General features: G+C 67.4%; 12 protein-coding genes. 6 read left to right on the forward strand and 6 right to left on the reverse strand.

The features are described from left to right. Position 1: 1 nt before the first annotated feature. The 3 genes from ACQR03_RS32200 to ACQR03_RS32210 all read right to left on the reverse strand — a co-directional run bounded on the left by ACQR03_RS32200 (position 2) and on the right by ACQR03_RS32210 (position 3,992). A complete protein-coding gene (locus tag ACQR03_RS32200) occupies positions 2–1,189 on the reverse strand; it encodes a pyridoxal-phosphate-dependent aminotransferase family protein (protein WP_315716987.1) in 1,188 nt (395 codons plus the stop codon). Positions 1,190–1,344: 155 nt separating this feature from the next. After that, positions 1,345–2,070 (reverse strand): thermonuclease family protein, encoded by a 726-nt coding sequence (locus ACQR03_RS32205; protein WP_315716988.1) that lies wholly within the window; start codon positions 2,068–2,070, stop codon positions 1,345–1,347. Between the two features lie 197 nt (positions 2,071–2,267). Further along, positions 2,268–3,992, reverse strand: a complete 1,725-nt coding sequence (locus ACQR03_RS32210; RefSeq protein ID WP_316169903.1) for a hypothetical protein — start codon at positions 3,990–3,992, stop codon at positions 2,268–2,270. 430 nt (positions 3,993–4,422) lie between these two features. On the opposite strand from ACQR03_RS32210, the gene ACQR03_RS32215 reads away from it, so the two are divergent. Beyond that, entirely contained in the window at positions 4,423–5,283 is an 861-nt protein-coding gene (locus ACQR03_RS32215) for a caspase family protein (RefSeq protein ID WP_315750742.1), read from the forward strand. 249 nt (positions 5,284–5,532) lie between these two features. On the opposite strand, the gene ACQR03_RS32220 is transcribed toward ACQR03_RS32215, so the two are convergent. After that, the gene (locus tag ACQR03_RS32220; protein ID WP_315716991.1) at positions 5,533–6,411 is read right to left on the reverse strand and encodes an efflux RND transporter periplasmic adaptor subunit; all 879 of its coding nucleotides are present in this window, start codon (positions 6,409–6,411) and stop codon (positions 5,533–5,535) included. Positions 6,412–6,611: 200 nt separating this feature from the next. Between ACQR03_RS32220 and ACQR03_RS32225 the strand changes: the two genes are divergently transcribed. Next, positions 6,612–7,589 carry a L,D-transpeptidase family protein gene (locus ACQR03_RS32225; RefSeq protein ID WP_434842301.1) on the forward strand — a complete coding sequence of 326 codons (978 nt, stop codon included), beginning with the start codon at positions 6,612–6,614 and terminating at the stop codon, positions 7,587–7,589. Positions 7,590–8,349: 760 nt separating this feature from the next. Here ACQR03_RS32225 and ACQR03_RS32230 read toward each other — a convergent pair. After that, positions 8,350–9,156 carry an N-acyl homoserine lactonase family protein gene (locus ACQR03_RS32230; protein WP_315750746.1) on the reverse strand — a complete coding sequence of 269 codons (807 nt, stop codon included), beginning with the start codon at positions 9,154–9,156 and terminating at the stop codon, positions 8,350–8,352. A gap of 351 nt (positions 9,157–9,507) precedes the next feature. Here ACQR03_RS32230 and ACQR03_RS32235 point away from each other — a divergent pair, with 351 nt between their 5' ends. The 4 genes from ACQR03_RS32235 (at position 9,508) to ACQR03_RS32250 (ending at position 16,099) form a co-directional block, all read left to right on the forward strand. Next, positions 9,508–11,055 (forward strand): caspase family protein, encoded by a 1,548-nt coding sequence (locus tag ACQR03_RS32235; RefSeq protein ID WP_315750848.1) that lies wholly within the window; start codon positions 9,508–9,510, stop codon positions 11,053–11,055. 130 nt (positions 11,056–11,185) lie between these two features. Next, positions 11,186–11,863 carry an OmpA family protein gene (locus tag ACQR03_RS32240; protein ID WP_315750748.1) on the forward strand — a complete coding sequence of 226 codons (678 nt, stop codon included), beginning with the start codon at positions 11,186–11,188 and terminating at the stop codon, positions 11,861–11,863. Between the two features lie 160 nt (positions 11,864–12,023). Then, a complete protein-coding gene (locus ACQR03_RS32245) occupies positions 12,024–12,950 on the forward strand; it encodes an efflux RND transporter periplasmic adaptor subunit (RefSeq protein WP_315828371.1) in 927 nt (308 codons plus the stop codon). Further along, entirely contained in the window at positions 12,950–16,099 is a 3,150-nt protein-coding gene (locus ACQR03_RS32250) for an efflux RND transporter permease subunit (protein ID WP_315828370.1), read from the forward strand. The genes ACQR03_RS32245 and ACQR03_RS32250 overlap by 1 nt, the downstream gene beginning before the upstream one ends. A gap of 24 nt (positions 16,100–16,123) precedes the next feature. On the opposite strand, the gene ACQR03_RS32255 is transcribed toward ACQR03_RS32250, so the two are convergent. After that, positions 16,124–17,758, reverse strand: coding sequence for a glycosyltransferase family 39 protein (locus ACQR03_RS32255; RefSeq protein ID WP_315828369.1), 1,635 nt, complete (start codon positions 17,756–17,758; stop codon positions 16,124–16,126). Between the last annotated feature and the right edge of the window lie 81 nt (positions 17,759–17,839).

A 17,839-nucleotide genomic window follows, 5' to 3' on the forward strand; every position in this document is an offset into this window, starting at 1 on the left:
TTTACGGGGTCACGCTCTCGCCGAGCCATTGGATCGCGGCGTCGAGGCCGCCGCGGCCGTGCGGAATCTTCAACGCCACCAGCGCCATTTCGATCACGCCGAGCGTGCCCAGCACCATCGGCGCGTTGACATGGCCCATATGGGCGATGCGGAACGCCTGGCCCTGGAGATCGCCGATCCCGGTGCCGAGCACGACGCCGCACTGCTCCTTGCAGTAGGTCTGCAACACGGCCGGATCATAACCTTCGCCGACCAGCACAGTGGTCACGGTGTTGGAGCGCTCGGCGGCGTCTGCGATGTTGAAGCCGATCACCTGGCCCTCGCTCCACTTCGCCACCGCGCGGCGCACGGCCTCGGCCAACAGCTCATGGCGGCGGAAGGCGTGCGGCAGCCCTTCGGCGAACAGCATGTCCATGGCCTGGCGCAGTGCGAACAGCAGATGCACCGGCGCGGTGCCGCCATATTTGCGATAGTGCTCGGTGCCCTCGCGCTCGCTCCAGTCCCAATAGGGCGTGCGCATGTTGGCGCGCTTGTGCGCCTCGAGCGCGCGGTCATTGGCGGCGACGAAGCCGAGACCCGGCGGCGTCATCAGGCCTTTCTGCGAGCCGGACATCGCGACGTCGATGCCCCAGGCATCCATCTCGAACGGCATGCAGCCGAGCGAGGCCACGGTGTCGACCATGTAGAGTGCCGGATGGCCCGCGGCCTTGATGGCGCGGCCGATCGCCTCGACGTCGTTGACGACGCCGGACGCCGTATCGATCTGCGCCACCACGATCGCCTTGATGCTGTGCTCCTTGTCGGCGCGCAGCCGCGCCTCGACCTCGGCCGGCCGCACCGCGCGGCGCCAGTCGCCGCGGAGCACTTCGACCTCGGCGCCCATCGCGCGCGCCGCATTGCCCCAGCCGATCGCGAAGCGGCCGCTCTCCAGCACCAGCACCTTGTCGCCGCGCGCCAGCACGTTGGAGAGCACCGCCTCCCAGGCGCCGTGACCGTTGGCGATGTAGATGTAGGTCTTGCCCTTGGTGGCGAACAGCCGGCCGAGATCGGACATGATGCCGTCGGTCAGCTCGACCATCTGCTTGGAGTAGATGTCGAGCGCGGGGCGGTGCATCGCCTGCAGCACCTCGTCGGGCATCGTGGTGGGTCCCGGGATGGCCAGAAACTCCCGGCCCGCGCGAACGGTCATTGTCAGTGTCCTCGGCGATGTGGTTTGGCGGTTGAGGGTGGTGACGGGCTCTCGCACACGGCCGGCCCATGGTCGTTTTACGTGGCGCGGCGCATTAAGAAAAGCCGGAGAAGCCGGGGGGCTGGCATGCCCCGGCAGGCCGGCGGGTCGGGCCGTCAGCGCCTCGTTTCGCGGCAGCCGGCGGCCTCGGCCTCCTCGACCGAGCAGAACCAGCGGGTGCCCTTGGCGACGTGCATCTTGATCTGCGCGTACCAGCGGCTCTGCGGCGTGTGATAGATGCACTCGCCGGCGCCGTTGACATTGCCCTTGATGGTGCAGTCCGGCGAGGGCGCGACCGGGCCCGAGGCCGAGGCGAGCAGGATTTTGCGCGCGCCCTCCGGCGGGTTGGTGGCCCCGAGGATCGCAGTCTTCTTGTTGCGCACGCGCCAGTCCCATGGCGCGATGAACGCGCCCTGCCACATGCCGGCCTTGGCTGCGCGCGCCTCCGCCTCGTCGGGCTCGTAGTCATGCGAGAGGGTGCGATAGGCCAGCGCCCAGCCGCTGCGCACCAGCCATTTCTGGATGTCCTCGCCATCGACGTCGCAGCGCGCGACCTGGCGGCCGCGGCGGTCGATCGAGCGCGGATGGCAGGTCCAGCTCTTGCCGTCGACGTACTTGATCAGCTCGTCACGCGCCGCCACGCCGCAGGTCCAGCGCTCGCCGTTCTTGTTGAGGCAGAGCTGATCCACGGAGGGCGCGTCGATGCCGCCGAGCCGGATGCGGGTGGTCCCGATCGTGATCCCATCGGCCTCACGGATCTTGGGAATCCCGGTGATGTCGGCCGCGGACGCGACGGAGGGCAGCAGCAGGAGGAGCGCAAGCAAAGCTGGTTTCATCGACATCAACGGGCGCGGGTCGTCCTTGGGGATGGGAAGGCTGGAGCAATTGTGCGGCGGATCGGCCCGCGGTTCCAGCGCCGTGATTGGCTGAGCCGCTCAACTTCGCGCGATGGCGCGCTGAGAGAAGGGCGACTCGAGCTATCACCTCGACGGCAGTGCGCTCCCCTCCCGCAAGGGGGGAGCCGACCGCCATCACTCCCTCACCGCACGACGACCCGCCGCGCCAGCGCCAGGCCCATCAGCACGAAGGCCGAGGTGACCTCGGGGCCGCCGACCAGGATGCGGGTCGGGGTCTTCATCTTGTTCCATTCATAGGCGCGGTACGGATGCCGCCGGCCACCCTCGCCGAACGACGTCACGATGCAATGCACCGCGGGCGCGAAGCTCGCCGCAGCGCCGCCGAGATGGCCGAGCGCGATCAGCGCCAGCGCGGCGTCGAACGGGTTCATCTCGCGGCCGACCAACTCGTCCTCGACATAGGCCAGCACGCGCAGGCGAATGAGCTCGAACGCGCCGTCGGGATCGATCGCCTGCCGCGCCGCCGGCGGCAGCGCCATGAAGGCGTGGTAGCAGCGGCCGAAATAGGCGCAGTACAGCTCCGGCAGATAATAGATGTGCGAGCGGGGGTCGGCGAAGGCGCCGCTCAGCACCAGCCGCTGCTGGAAGCCGACGATCCGCCTGACGACGTCGAGCCGGGCTTGCGTCTCCAGGATCTGCCAGCGCCCGAGATTGCGGAACGATACCTCGAGCACGTCGAGGTTCAACGTCGGATCGAGATCATTGCCGTAGGGCCGCTCGCCGGCCAGGCTGTCGATCCAGGTCGCGACACCGCCTTCATAGTCGATGTTGTCGTTGATCGGCACCGTCACGCGCGGCTCGTTGCCGCCGGCGCGCACCTGGTAGCCCGCATAGAAATCCAGCAGCGGTTGGCTCAACATCGGATCGTCCGAGCCGGCCTGCGTCGCCGCCGAGAACGAGCACGCCGTGGTGTCGCAATCCGGCACGTAGATGCCGAAGCCGAGGTCCTGCTTGATCTGGGTGAAGAAGCGCGAGAAGCGCGGATGCGGCGGCGGCGCCAGCGCGGTGACGACATTGTAGCTCTTGCCGTCGGCGCCGCGCACCTCCTCGCGGCTGATGGTCAGGCAGAACTCGACCATGGCGGCGATGGCGCTGCGCGCCGCGCTTGTCTGCTCCGATGACGCGAGGCCCGTCTCCAGATAGCTCAGCAGCGCCTCGGTGAAGAACGCGTCGTAATAGGCCGAGCGGTGGCGGATCTGCACCGGCTCCCACATCGGCTCGGCGATGCCGCGCCACGGCGGATTGATCACCGCGGCCGCCGGCGATCGCGCGATGAAGACGCGGGCGAGGTTGAACAGCAAGGTCGAGTTCTTGTAGCCGCGGGCGTCGAGCCCCTGCAGCGCCATCTTGACCTCGCGGCCCTTCATGTCGGGATCGCCGATCAGGTTGAAGGCGGCATAGGTCGGGATGAAGCCATTGCGGCTGAACGAGCCGAGCAGGTCGGCGCCACAGGCCCGGATCACGCGATCGACCTCGCCGGCCGGCGGCATGGCCGCCGCCGCAGTCCGGCGCGGCGGGGCAGGGTGGTGCAAGGCGACGCTGTCGACCAGATCGGCGACGGGGCGGCCGACCTGCTCCCAATCCGGCGTCGGATTGTCGCGGGCAAGAACCAGCGCGTCGCGCAGCGCATTGAGAACAGCGGGATCGTTCAACTCGGGCAGGCCGGCACGGCGCAGCAATGCGCGCAGCGCCGGGTTCCCGAGCGCGGTCCGGTAGAATTTCGACAGATGCGGGTCGCCGCTGCCGGGCCGGCGCAGGATGGGATCGCAGACCTCGTACAGCGAGGGCCCATCCTTCCGGGCCGTCAGTGCGCGACAGGCCGCGCCGGCGAAATACTGGAAACTCAAGCGAGGACTCGCGGGTTGTCGAAGGCGGGACGAGCGGCATGCGTTGCTCGAGACGCCCGGCAAACGGCGCGTCACGCGCATGCATTGGGCAAACTGACACGCTGGACGGCCAAAGACAACGTGACGGCGGTCGCGGCGCGGGAGGCGGATTTGGCGGCAATGTGGTCTCCCGGCGGTCCGTCCGGGGCCGTTTGGAGATCGCCGTCATGGTTAAATTTGCGTTTCTCTTCAAGCGCTTGAAAAGTCAATGGTGTTCCGATGTTGCTTGGGACGCGGGTTCGGGTTAAGCCTTTCTTCGTTGCGGCGCCGCAATTTGCGCGCATTGAGACGACACATCGTCTCGCAACCCCTCAAACCTCAGAGGCGCCGGCGCGACCAAAGGGTGCACCCCTTTGGTATCGACGGGCAGGCTCGGACCAGGATTGACGTGATGACCGCAAGGCAGCCTTCTCTTTCCCGCCGATCGGCCGTGATCGCCGCCGCGCTTCTCTGCACGGTGTCGCTCGCGATCGGCGCGCATGCTGCCCTGAACAAGCGTTCGCTCGAGGCGCCCAAGGCCGCGGCCTCCGAGCAGAGCAGCGTGGCGACCGGCAACGGCGCGCGCCTCGCGCTCGTGATCGGCAATGGTCACTATCCCGACGCCAACGCGCCGCTCGTCCAGCCGATCAACGATGCCCGTGCACTGACCGGCGCGCTGCGCCGCGACGGCTTCGACGTCGATGTCGTCGAGGATGCCAACAAGGACGACATGGCCCGCGCGGTCGAGCGCCTCAAGGCCAGGATCAAGCCCGACTCGGTCGTGATGCTGTTCTTCGGCGGCTACGCCATCCAGGCCGGACGCGAGAGCTACATGATCCCGGTCGACGCCAAGATCTGGCGGGAAGCCGACGTACGCCGCGACGGCACCAGCATCGAGCGCCTGCTCGATACCGTCCGCGAGCAGGGCGCGCGCGCCAAGCTGGTGGTGATCGACGCCGCCCGCCGCAATCCCTATGAGCGCCGCTTCCGCGCCTATTCGCACGGCCTGGCGCCGATCAATGCGCCGGCCAACGCCCTGATCCTGTCGTCGGCGACGCCGGGCAAGGTGCTGGACGATCCGAAGGGCCAGAACAGCGTGCTGGTCACCGAGTTGCTGAACCAGCTCGGCAAGAGCCCGAGCGCCGAGACCGTGTTCAACAAGACTCGCAACGCCATCGCCCGCAGCTCCGACGGCGAGCAGGTGCCGACCGTGTCGTCCTCGCTGGTCGAGGACATCCGCTTCAGTGCCGACGTCGCCAACGCCGGCAGCTGAGCTTAGCCTGTCCCGCGCCTGAGATGCTCCGCCCTCTCGGCGGCCTCCCACCCTCCCCTGGAGGGGGAGGGTCGCCTCACGGCGAGCGAAGCGAACCGTGGGGCGGGGTGGGGTGATCTCTCCACTTGCACCGTCATCCCTGGCTCCACCCCACCCCGCCGCACGACGCTGGCGCGCCGCGCGACGACCCTCCCCCTCCAGGGGAGGGTGGGGCCGCGTGCCCCTCAGACCCCTGCGGCGTCGCGTCTTTCAATTGCTCGCCATCACCGGCCGGACCGGGTCGCCCTCGCGCAGCAGCGCGCCGGCGCGGGTGACGACGACGTCGCCCTCGGCGAGGCCGTCGCGGATCTCGACCTGGCCGCCGGCCATCAGGCCGATCTCGACCCGCTTGGTCTCGATCCGCTGAGCCCGGACCACCTGCACCACCGTGCCGTCGGGATCGTACAGCACGGCGGTCAGCGGCACCGCAACGCCGCAGCTCTGGCCGATCTTGATCACGGCGCGGCCGAACGAATTGACCAGCAACCGCGCCGTGCCGGTGATGCCGATGAAGGCCTGGCCGAGCTGGCTGTTCGGCTCGACGGTCGGCGCCACCCTTCGGATCTTGCCCTCGACCTCGCCGGCCCCGACGATGCGGATCCGCGCCGTCTGGTTGACCGCGAGCTTGCCGAGCTGGGCTGATGGCACCAGGCCGACGAGATCATATTCGTTGCGGGCGAGAATCGAGAACAGCGCCTCGCCGCGACCGGAGGCGAACGCCCCGATGGTGGCGCTCGACGACAGGATGGTGCCCGCGACCGGCGCCTGGATCATGATCGTGCCGCCCTCCGGCGGCGTCAGCCGCGCCAGGTTCTGTCCGGCCGTGACGGTGTCGCCGGCATCGACCAGCACCTCCGCGACCTTCAGGCCGGGACGATCGGGCCTGACGGCCGTCTCGTCGCGCGCCAGCACCATGCCGGACACCTCGACCGTGTTGTCGAAGCAGGCCTTGGTCGCCTTGAGCACGCTGACCGCGGCGCCCTTCGGCGCGCCGTCATCGGCTGCCGCAGCCTGGATCATCGCCAGCAGGCCGGCGGCGGCGAGCATCGGCATCCGGCGCATCGTGGCGGCAATTGCGGCATGTCCCATCCGAAACCGATCCTCGCGAACCCAATTCATTGCACGGCTGTCGCCGGGATAGCAGACGCACCGCCGCCGGGCCAGCCGACCCGCGTCCCTGGTAGTCGCGCCAGGATGCCGCGACGTTCAGCCGATGGTGCCGAACTTCTCGGCCGGGTCCACGTTGACGCTGCCGAATGTCAGCCGTCTTTCACCTGGGACTCACGACCATGCTTCGGCTCTGGATACCGCTTCTGCTCTGCGCCCTCGGCGTCACGCCTGCGCTCTCCGCCGAGCTCACCGCCGACGCCGTCAACAGCGCCGAGCTGCGCAAGCGGCCGCCGGCCGAGGAGAAGATGTATCCGGTGGCGATCCGCGCCCAGGTGCTGCTCGATCGCGCGCATGTCTCTCCCGGCGAGATCGACGGCCGCTTCGGCGACAATGCGCGCAAGGCGCTCGCCGCGTTCGCGCGCACCAAGGCGCTTGCCGGTGATGCGAAGCTGACGCCCGAGCTGTGGGAGGCGCTGCTGCGCGGCGACCAGGCGCCGGCGATCGTCTCCTACACGATCACCCGTGACGATGTGAAGGGGCCGTTCCTGAAGAAGCTGCCACAGCACATGGAGGACATGAAGGACCTGCCGGCGCTCGGCTACACCTCGCCGCGCGAGGCGCTGGCCGAGAAATTCCACATGAGCGAGGCGCTGCTGTCGGCGCTCAATCCGAAGGCCAGCTTCGACAAGGAGGGCGAGCAGATCGCCGTCGCCAATGTGATCAGGCCGGACGAGAAGGCGCCGGACATCATGCGGCTCGACATCAGCAAGGACGCCGGCACGGTGCAGGCGTTCGACCGGGACGGCAAGCTGGTGGCGGTGTTTCCCGCTACGGTCGGCAGCGACGAAAAGCCGACGCCCGACGGCACCTTCAAGGTCACCTCGCGGGATGCCGATCCCAACTACCGCTACAATCCGGACTACGAGTTCAAGGGCGTCAAGTCGCGCAAGCCGTTCACCATCAAGCCCGGCCCGAACAACCCGGTCGGCGCCTATTGGATCGGCCTGTCGGTCGGCAACGGCTACGGCATCCACGGCACGGCCGAGCCGTCCAAGGTCGGCAAGTCGGAGTCGCATGGCTGCGTGCGGCTGACCAATTGGGACGTGCGATTCCTCGGCGACCACCTGGCGAAGAAGGCGAAGGTGGAGCTGCATTGAATGTTCACAATCATTCCGGGGCGGTTGGATTGCTTCGTCGCTTCGCTCCTCGCAATGACGGAGCACGTCAATCTGCATCTGCGCGTAGCGGCCAATTTATTCAGTCATCTCAACTTGATCTGGGCCGTCCAGATGTTCGGTAAAAAAGAAATCGCTTGTGCCGTCGGGCAAATCAGGTGGAGACTTCCGCCCGTCCCGCCTCATTGAAGAGGGGCGCTTTCGCGAACGTCACGACGCGTTGAGGTGGGATGCGATGGCCGCGGCGGGGCGCAGCGTGAGAGCACGCGGACGTACGCCATGCTGCGGACGGTGAAGTCGCAGGGTCCTGGCCTCCCGACGCTGAGGTCCGCGCGGCGCGCGTGATGCGCGCGTCGTCGCCACGGTGACAAACAAGCCGGTCACCGAGGAGACTGCGTATAAATCGTAAAGCCATCGCGCAGGGAGGGCCGGGTCATTCCGGCTGTACCTGTGGTTCTGCCGCCTGCATTTTTTCTCGCAGGCGGACCGCAGGCCTCAGCCGAGGCCTGGCTCTCCCTGCGCCCTCTGTTCAGAAGAGGGTGTCTCGATGAGTAAAGCTCGGACGCGAAACGCGCCGCGAGACCGAAGTGTCATGTTCGCGCGGCGCTTCGTCGATTCAGGTGTCATCACCCGCTTCGGGCTAAACATCGAGCCGGGCGATGACGGCGAAGAAAATCAGCACCGCCTCGGGATGGCGGAAACGATGCTCATTCCTGTCACGTCACTTGGTCCTGCCGCGCCGCTATCTCGCAAACGACCGAGACGGCGCCACATGCAGTGCGTAGGCATCGGCCGCCTCGCTCACGCGCGGATAGAGTTCGGTCACCAGCGGATCGTGGCCCGGAATGAATCGATCCGGATGCCCGGCGAGGCGCTCGATGATCTCCCAGCCCTGGATCATGTCGCCGATGTTGAGCACGATCGGAAACGGGCTGCGGCGCTGCAGGTTGGCGTAGTAATGCGCGGCGTCGGAGGCGAGCACGACCGGGCCGCGCGCGGTGTCGACGCGCACCACCTGCAGCCCGTCGGAATGGCCGCCGACCCGGTGCACGGTGACGCCCGGCGCGACCTCACCGTCGCCGTTGTGGAAGGTGACGCGCTCGCCATAGACGTGGCGCACCATCGTGGTGACGTGCTCGACCGTGAACGGGTAGCGCAGCATGCCGTTGCACATGCAGCGTCCGGTCGCATACGCCATCTCGCGCTCCTGCAGGTGAAAGCGCGCGTTCGGGAAGCGGTCGAGATTGCCGGCGTGATCGTAGTGCAGATGGGTCACGATGATGTCGCGGATGTCGGCCGCCGCGACGCCGAAGGAAGCGAGCGCATCGATCGGATCGCGCGTCAGGGTGCGATGGCGGATCTCGGCCTCCGCGGCGTTGAAGCCGGTGTCGACCAGGATGTCGCGCCCGTCACGGCGGATCAGCCACACGAAATAGTCGAGGTCCTGCGCCGTGCTGTCGTGCGGATCGGGCTGCAGGAAGTTCATGTGCGGCGTGCGCGGCGACATCGTCGCGTAGCGCAGCGCGTAGATCTCGGCGGCGTTCCCCATGATGGCCTTCTCGTTGGTTGGGCGCGGCAACCATCGAGCCATCGGCACGGATCGAGGTCAATCGCATCGAGGTCAATCGCGGTGCTCGTCGAACCGGACGCTGCGCTGCCGCGACACAGCGTGAGGCATCTCACATTTCAAGCCATTGGGATCGTTGCATGGTCCGCTCGTGTCATGGCCCGCAGCTCGCAAGAGGCTCCTGCGGGCGGTCGCCGCCTCAGACGATTCGTCAACCTCTGCAAGCGGTTGACGTGCCGTCACGGCGATTTGATAATGCCTGACGCGTGGGATATGGTCGCCGCGGCGCAAGCTGGACGGCGCCTGATTGCTGACCGCTGGACCGCCATCGTGATGACTTTCCGCCTGCTGTTGCCGCTCGGCCTGATGTTCTCCGTCGCGTTTTCGGCCGTTGTCTCCGGGCCCGCGCACGCGGCCGGCGACCGCTTCGCCCTGGTGATTGGCAATGCGAAATATCCGGATGCCGAGGCGCCGCTCAAGGAACCGGTCAACGATGCCCGCGATCTCACCGACGAGTTGAAGCGTGACGGTTTCAGCGTCGAGACGCTGGAAAATGCCGGCGGCGACGCGATGCGCCGCGGCCTCGATCGGCTCTATGGCAAGATCAAGCCGGGCTCGGTGGCGCTGCTGTTCTTCTCCGGCTACGGCATCCAGTCGAGCCGACAGAGCTACATGATCCCGGTCGATGCGCAGATCTGGCAGGAGGCCGACGTGCGGCGCGACGGCATCGGCCTCGAGCAGGTGCTGCAGGAGATCAACAGCCGCGGCGCCGGCGTGAAGATCGCGCTGCTCGATGCCTCCCGGCGCAATCCCTATGAGCGCAGGTTCCGCACCGCCTCGGCCGGCCTCGCGCCGGTCATCGCACCGAGCGGTACTTTGGTGATGTACTCGGCGGCGCTGTCCGCTGTCGTGACGGATGGCGGGCGCGATCGCAGCCTGTTCGTGCAGGAGCTCCTGAAGGAGATCCGCGTTCCGGACCTCACCGCCGAGGAGACGCTGAACCGCACCCGCGTCGGCGTCACCCGCGCCTCGCGCAGCGAGCAGGTGCCGTGGATCTCGTCGTCGTTGGCGGAGGACTTCTCCTTCGTGCCGGGCAATGGCGGCGTCAGGCCGCCGCCGGCCGAGAGCAATGCCGCGCCGGCGCCTGCACCTGTACCTGCGCCGACCCCGACGCAGGTCGTGGTGGCGCCGCCGGTGCCGTCGCCGCTGCCGCCGGCTCCGCCCGCGCCGCAGCCGACGCCGGTGCAGAAGGTGGACACCCCGTCGCCCGCGCCGGTTGCTCCGGCGCCGCCGGCGCCCGCGCCATCTCCCGTGATCGCGAACGTCGCGCCCGCCGCGCCTGCTGCGCCCGCGGCCCCAGCAGCGCCCGCGCAGGATCCGTTCGCCGACGATCCGACGATCAAGAGCCTGAGCGCCAAGATCGCGGCCAATCCGGAGGATGCCGGCGCGCTGTACCGACGCGGCCAGGTGTATGCGAGCAAGGGCGCCTACGCGCAGGCGATCCGCGATTTCGACGACACCATCCGAATCAATCCAAAGGACGTCGAGGCGCTCAACAACCGCTGCTGGGCGCGCACCGTCGTCGGCGAGCTGCAACCTGCGCTGCGCGACTGCAACGAGGCGCTGCGGCTGCGGCCGAATTTCGTCGACGCGCTCGATAGCCGCGGGCTGGTCAACCTCAAGAGCGGCGCGGTCAAGAACGCCATCGCCGATTTCGATGCGGCGCTGAAGATCAACCCGCGGCTGACGTCGTCATTGTACGGCCGCGGTCTCGCCAAACAGCGTAACGGCGCCGCGCAGGAGGGGGCGCTCGACATCGCCAACGCCAAGGCGATGGACCCCAACATCGTCCGCGAGTTCGAAGCCTACGGCGTGCGCTGATTTGTTGCGCGCGTCGGCCGGCCGGCTCGAACCATGCGGCAGGCCGGACCGACATAACAGCGAACAGCCGGGTGTCGCGCCGGGCGCGGCGGAGACCGGGACGATCAGTTCGCGTGAGGAGGGATTGGCAATGACCGCACCGAAAACGAATTCGACGATGACCGCCGGCCTGACGGCTCTCCTGGCCGCGACGGTCCTGAGCGCGGCCGCGTCGCTGAGCGCGATGCCGGCCTTCGCCGCCGATGATGTCAGTGAGGATCAGATCGTCCGCGCCCTGGCCGGGCCGAAGAGGCCGCTGACCCGGGGACTGTCGATGTCGCCGCCGTCGGAGGCCACACCCGCGGTCGCGCCGGAGCAGGACAAGTTCCTGCAGAGCATTCGCGGCCGCTCGACGCGGTCGCTGTCCACTGCCGAGCGCGAGGAGATCGCGGCGGTCGCCAAGACCAAGCCGAACATCGACCTCGAGATCACCTTCGACTACAACTCCGCCAACATCAGCCAGAAGTCGCTGCCGTCGGTGCAGGCGCTCGGCCGGGCGCTGACCAACGCCGAGCTGAAAGGGTCGACCTTCGTCGTCGCCGGTCATACCGATGCCGCCGGTGGCGAGGCCTACAATCAGGATCTCTCCGAGCGCCGCGCCGATTCGATCAAGCGCTATCTGGTCGAGAAGTTCGGCATCGCCGGCGCCGACCTGGTGACGGTGGGCTATGGCAAGAGCAAGCTGAAGGATCCGAGCCAGCCGCTCGCCGAGGTGAATCGCCGCGTTCAGGTCGTCAACATGCAGAGCAAGACGGCGGCGGCCAAGTAGCGCCGCGTCCATCAAGCGCCGTCGGAGGTCGCGTGGCCGGAGATCGAGGTGGCCGGATGCGTCCCGCAGGATTGCGGGGCGCATCGCCTTGTCGGAGCGCCCCGTGCCAAATTCGCAGCATCCATAACCCGCATCTCGCGCCGACCGGATCACCCTGCCGATGAAGCTGCCAAAATCCCTCAAGTCCGCGGCCAGTGCGGTCGTCTTCGTGGCCCTGTTCGCCGGCTATTACTGGTATGAGCATCGTCCCCATCACACCGCCGAGGAGCCGCCGATGCAGGCCCAGGTGCTGGTGACCAAGGCGGTGAAGGCCTGCTTCTCAGATCTCGTGCGCGTCACCGGCTTCGTCGTGGCCCGCCGCGAAGCGGTGGTCGGCGCCGATCAGGAAGGCTCGCGGGTCATCGACGTCCTGGTCAAGGAGGGCGACACCGTTACCGAGAACCAGGAGCTGGCGCGCCTGACGCCGTCACCGCCGCAGCCGGGAGCGCCGGCGGCGGCCGCGAACCGGCCGGCGTCGCTGCGTGCGCCGGCCGCAGGACTCGTCACCGAGGTCCGCACGATCGCCGGTGCGCCGGCCTCGCCGCAGGCCGGTCCGATGTTCCGCATCGCCGTGAACAACGAGCTGGAGCTCGACGCCGAAGTTCCGAGCGTTCATCTCCTGAAGCTCGGCACGGGCGCGCCGGTGCGCATCACTCGCGACAACCTACCCGACATTGTCGGCCGCCTGCGCGTGGTGGCGCCGCAGGTCGACCGGACCACGCAGCTGGGCCATGTGCGCATCGCGCTGACCAGCAATCCGTCGCTCAAGCCCGGCATGTTTGCGCGCGCCAATATCGATGCCCGGCGGAGCTGCGGCGTCGCCGTGCCCAATACGGCGATCGATCATCTCACCATCCAGGTCGTGAAGGGCAACACGATCGAGACCCGCCGGGTGCGGGTCGGCCTGGTGTCGGATACGGCGAGCGAGATCCTCGACGGGCTGACAGAGGGAGAAATCGTGGTGGCCGACGCTGGCAGCTCGCTGCACGATGGCGACCAGATCAAGACCATGTTTGCCGAAGACATCGATCGCACGCGGGTACGCTGATGGCACTGAACATTTCGGCATGGTCGATCAGGAACCCGCTGCCGTCGATCCTCTTCTCCATCATCCTGCTGATCCTGGGCTGGATGAGCTTCACCAAGCTCGCGGTCACCCGGCTGCCGAACGCCGACATTCCGGTGATCTCGGTCGCGGTGGCGCAGTTCGGCGCGGCGCCGTCGGAGCTTGAATCCCAGGTCACAAAGATCATCGAGGACGGCGTCTCCGGCGTCGAGGGCGCGCGCCACATCCAGTCGCTGATCACCGACGGCCTGTCGGTGACGACGATTACGTTCGCGCTCGAGACCAACACCGATCGCGCCATCAACGACGTCAAGGACGCCGTCACCCGCGTTCGTTCCGACTTGCCGCAGAACGTCACCGAGCCGCTGATCTCGCGCGTCGACAAGATCGGCCTGCCGATCGTCACCTATGCGGCGATCTCACCGGGCAAGACCCCGGAGCAGCTGTCGTTCTTCGTCGACGACGTGGTCAAGCGCGAGCTGCAGGGCGTGCGCGGCGTCAGCCAGGTCGAGCGCATCGGCGGCGTCGAGCGCGAGATTCTGGTCTCGCTCGATCCCGACCGGCTGCAGGCCATGGGTCTCACCGCCGTCAATGTCAGCCAGAGTCTGCGCGGCACCAATGTGGACGTCGCCGGCGGCCGCGCCGAGATCGGCAAGAACGACCAGGCGATCCGCACGCTTGCCGGCGCCAAGACGCTGAACGAGCTGTCCAACACGATGATTCCCTTGTTCGGCGGCGGCGAGGTCCGGCTCGCCGATCTCGGGACGGTCACCGACACGATCGCCGATCGCCGCACCTTTGCGCGCTTCAACGGCGAGCCGGTGGTCGCGCTCGGCATCAAGCGCGCCAAGGGCGCCAGCGATGTGGTCGTCGCCGCCGCGGTTCAGAAGCGCATCGACCAGGTCCGGGCCGCCCATCCCGATGTCGAGCTGAAGCTGATCGATACGTCGGTCGATTTCACCAAGGGCAATTACGAAGCGGCGATCTCGACCCTGTTCGAGGGCGCGATCCTGGCCGTCATCATCGTGCTCTTGTTCCTGCGCGACTTCAGGGCCACGGTGATCGCGGCGATCTCGCTGCCGCTGTCGATCTTTCCGGCCTTCTGGGCGATGGATATTCTCGGCTTCTCGCTGAACATGGTGTCGTTCCTGGCGATCACGTTGTCGACCGGCATTCTCGTCGACGACGCCATCGTCGAGATCGAGAACATCGTGCGCCACATGCGGATGGGGAAGTCGCCCTATCGCGCGGCGCTCGATGCCGCCGACGAGATCGGGCTCGCGGTCATCGCGATCAGCCTCACCATCATCGCGATCTTTGCGCCGGCGAGCTTCATGTCCGGCATCGCCGGACAGTTCTTCAAGCAGTTCGGCATCACCGTCTCGGTGCAGGTGTTCTTCTCGCTGCTGGCGGCGCGCTTCGTCACGCCGATGCTGGCGGCCTACTTCCTCAAGGATCACAAGCACGACGATCCGCCGCCGGGGTTCATCCTGCGTGCCTATCAGCGCATCGTGACGTGGTCGGTAAAGCACTACTTTGTCACGGTGCTGCTCGGCATCGGGATCTTCGCTGCCTCGATCTGGAGCACGACGCTGCTGTCGCAAGGGTTCTTGCCGGCGCAGGACGCGGCGCGATCGCTGCTCGCGATCGAGCTGCCGCCAGGCGCGCAGCTCGCCTACACCGAGAAGGTCACCGAGGACATCGTCGCGCGCCTGCGCAAGCGGCCCGAAGTCCGCAGCGTGTTCGTCGACGGCGGCCGGCTTCAGGGCGCGATGGAGGTTCGTCGCGCCGGAATGATCGTCAACTACACGCCGAAGACCGAGCGCAAGATCACCCAGAAAGAGCTCGAGCTCGAGATCACCAAGGATCTCGAAACCATTCCGGACATCCGTTTCTGGTTCACCGACGAAAATGGTCTGCGCCCGATCAAGCTGGTGCTGACGGGCTCGGATCCCAAGCTGGTCGACAACGTTGCGAGCGAGCTCGCCTCGCAGATGAGGCGGATTCCGATCATCTCCAACGTGGTGTCGGACACTTCGCTCGACCGGCCGGAGTTGCGGGTGCAGCCGCGCGCGGATCTGGCGGCACGTCTGGGCGTGTCGACCGAAAGCCTGTCGCAGACGATCCGCGTCGCCACGATCGGAGATGTTGGACCTGCGCTGGCGAAGTATGACGCCGGCGGCCGGCTGGTCCCGATCCGGGTGCAACTCGAGGACGCGGCGCGCAGCGACGTGAAGATCCTCGAACAGTTGCGGGTGCCGCTCGGCCAGTACGGCGAAAAGGGCGGCGTGCCGCTGGCCGTCGTCGCCGACATCAAGCTCGACCAGGGCCCGACCAGCATCAGCCGCTACGATCGCGGGCGGCAGGCCACCGTCGCCGCCGACCTCGTCGGACTTGCGGCGCTCGGCGACGCAACCAAGCAGATCGACGAGCTGCCGGTCAGAAAGAGCATGCCGGCCAGCGTCAAGCTGATCCCGTCCGATGATGCCGAGAGCCTGAACGAGCTGGCGTCGGGCTTCATCACGGCGATCACGGCGGGCTTGATGATCGTCTACGCCGTGCTGGTGCTGCTGTTCGGCACGTTCCTGCAGCCGATCACGATCCTGTTCTCGCTGCCGCTGTCGATCGGCGGCGCGATCGCCGCGCTGATGCTGACGGGCAAGCAGCTCACCATACCGGTCTATATCGGCATGATGATGCTGATGGGCATCGTCACCAAGAACGCGATCATGCTGGTGGAATTCGCGGTCGAGGCGATCCATGCCGGCGTCAGGCGTGACGAGGCGATCATCGATGCCGGCATGAAGCGGGCCCGTCCGATCGTGATGACCACGATCGCGATGGTCGCCGGCATGATGCCGAGCGCGCTCGCGGTCGGTGCCGGCGGCGAATTCCGCTCGCCGATGGCGCTGGCGGTGATCGGCGGGCTGGTGTTCTCGACCGTGCTGTCGCTGTTGTTTGTGCCGGCGATGTTCCTGGTGATGGACGATGTCGGCGCATTGTTCGCCCGCCTTGGCCGCAAGCTGATCGTCTCTTCCGGCGATGCCGCCGACGAGGCGCAGTCCGGCCATGGGCCGGAGGCGGCGCATCAGTCAAAGCCGCCGTCGGCGATGTCGCCGGCTGCGGAATGAGATGACGTGCCGGAACGAGCTGTTTCAGTTCGCGGTCGAGGGCATGCGGCGGCGCGCGCTGAGATCCTGGCCCCCGCTCGGGGCGCCGTCGACTGGCGCGGCGGTCTCAGGCGGCACGATCAGGGCAACGAAGCCCTGGCTGGCGCCCTCCAGGCCGAACAGCTTGGTCCGGAGCGTGAAATCGGCCCGCACCGAACGTCGCGCCAGCGCCGCCGCGGCTTGCATGCCGGAGATGCAGGAGATGTCGGTGTCGTAGCACAGCGCCGCCCAGCCCTGCGCAGTCAGCGCTTCGGACAGAGGTTGCAGCTCATGCGGGTGCACCAGCGCCAACTCATAGTGCGGATGGTCGGGACTGTAGAACGCTGCGGCAAAGGCGAGGCCGTCATCGCCGCCGACGGCGGGAAGGACGCCGTTCGATGCCGTCTGCCACAGGCGGTCCAGCTCGGTCACGGCCGGCTCATAGAAGTTGCGACCCTCGTTCAACGGAACGTAGTTCCGGTACACTGCATGGAAGGGCGCTACGACGGTGGCCGCGAATGCGGCGATTGCGATCGTCGCAGCGGCGAGATTGATCGTGATGTCGCGGGGGGCGTGATAGCTCGCGCCACACACGATCACGATGACGAACAGGAAGATGCCCTGCAGGCCCCACAGCGGCGGCATGTCGGTGCCGAACACGATCGAGACCAGTGCGGGGAACACCACGGTCCCGATGCTGATCATCGCCAGCAGCCGGAGTCCGGAGTCGAGGCTGAGCGCATCGTTCAGCACGCGGGTGGGGCGAGGCCGCGTCATGGCGAGCCATATGAGGCCGGGGATACCGGCGATGCCGGCCATCGCCAACAGGAAGCCGCTGCCCTCGACCAGGGCGGCCACGGCGGTCTTGCCGACGTGATGCTCGATTGCATGCGAGAACGGCTGGGCGCCGGTCGTGGCCAGCCAATAGATATGAGGCGCCAGCGCGACCAGGCCGGACAGCGCCGCGATCCACGGCGCGGGCGAGGTGAAATAGGCCCGACGCTCGCCGTGGCACAACGCTGCGACCGCAAAGCTCGCGATCAGGAAGACCGAGTAGTACTTGCCGAGCATCGCGAGCGCCCCGGTCAGGCCGACCGCGATGGCCCAGCCGACGTGACGCGTCTCGAACGAGCGCAGGAAACACCAGGTCGCCAGCGGCCAGCTCGACAGCAGCACGGCGTTGGCGTTGAAGCGCTGCGCATGCAGTTGATAGACCGGCAGCAGCATGAGCAACAGCAGCACGACCAGCCGCTTGTCACCGCGCGCGAAACGCCGGGTGATGAGGTCGACGGCGAAGAGGCCGACGGCTGCGTTGGTCAGCGCCAGCAGGTTGAACGACCAGTTGGTCAGCGGAAACACGGTGGTCCAGGCCCACGCCGCCCAGCCCATCAGCGGCGGATGCTTGGTCGAACCCCAGTCGAAGCTGCGTCCAAGCGACCAGGTCTCGATCACGTCCTGGTGGAGATCGCCCCCGAGATAGGCGATCGAGAAATACACCATCCAGACCGCGACGAACCCGACGATCAAGGCCGGAACGGCCCAGCCGTCCTCCACGGCGTCGATCCAGACCGCGAGAGCTCTGCGCCAACGGCCAACAGAACCACTGGCCTCGATGGCGATTGCCGGCAACGCAAGACTCATGACGTCACTTCCAACCACGCTTGCCTGGCGCGCAAAGCTCCACCCCGCGCGCCGCCGCGCGCGAGCAAATGGAACTCTCCG

This window comes from Bradyrhizobium sp. HKCCYLS3070, from assembly GCF_051167575.1.
Classification (GTDB): domain Bacteria; phylum Pseudomonadota; class Alphaproteobacteria; order Rhizobiales; family Xanthobacteraceae; genus Bradyrhizobium.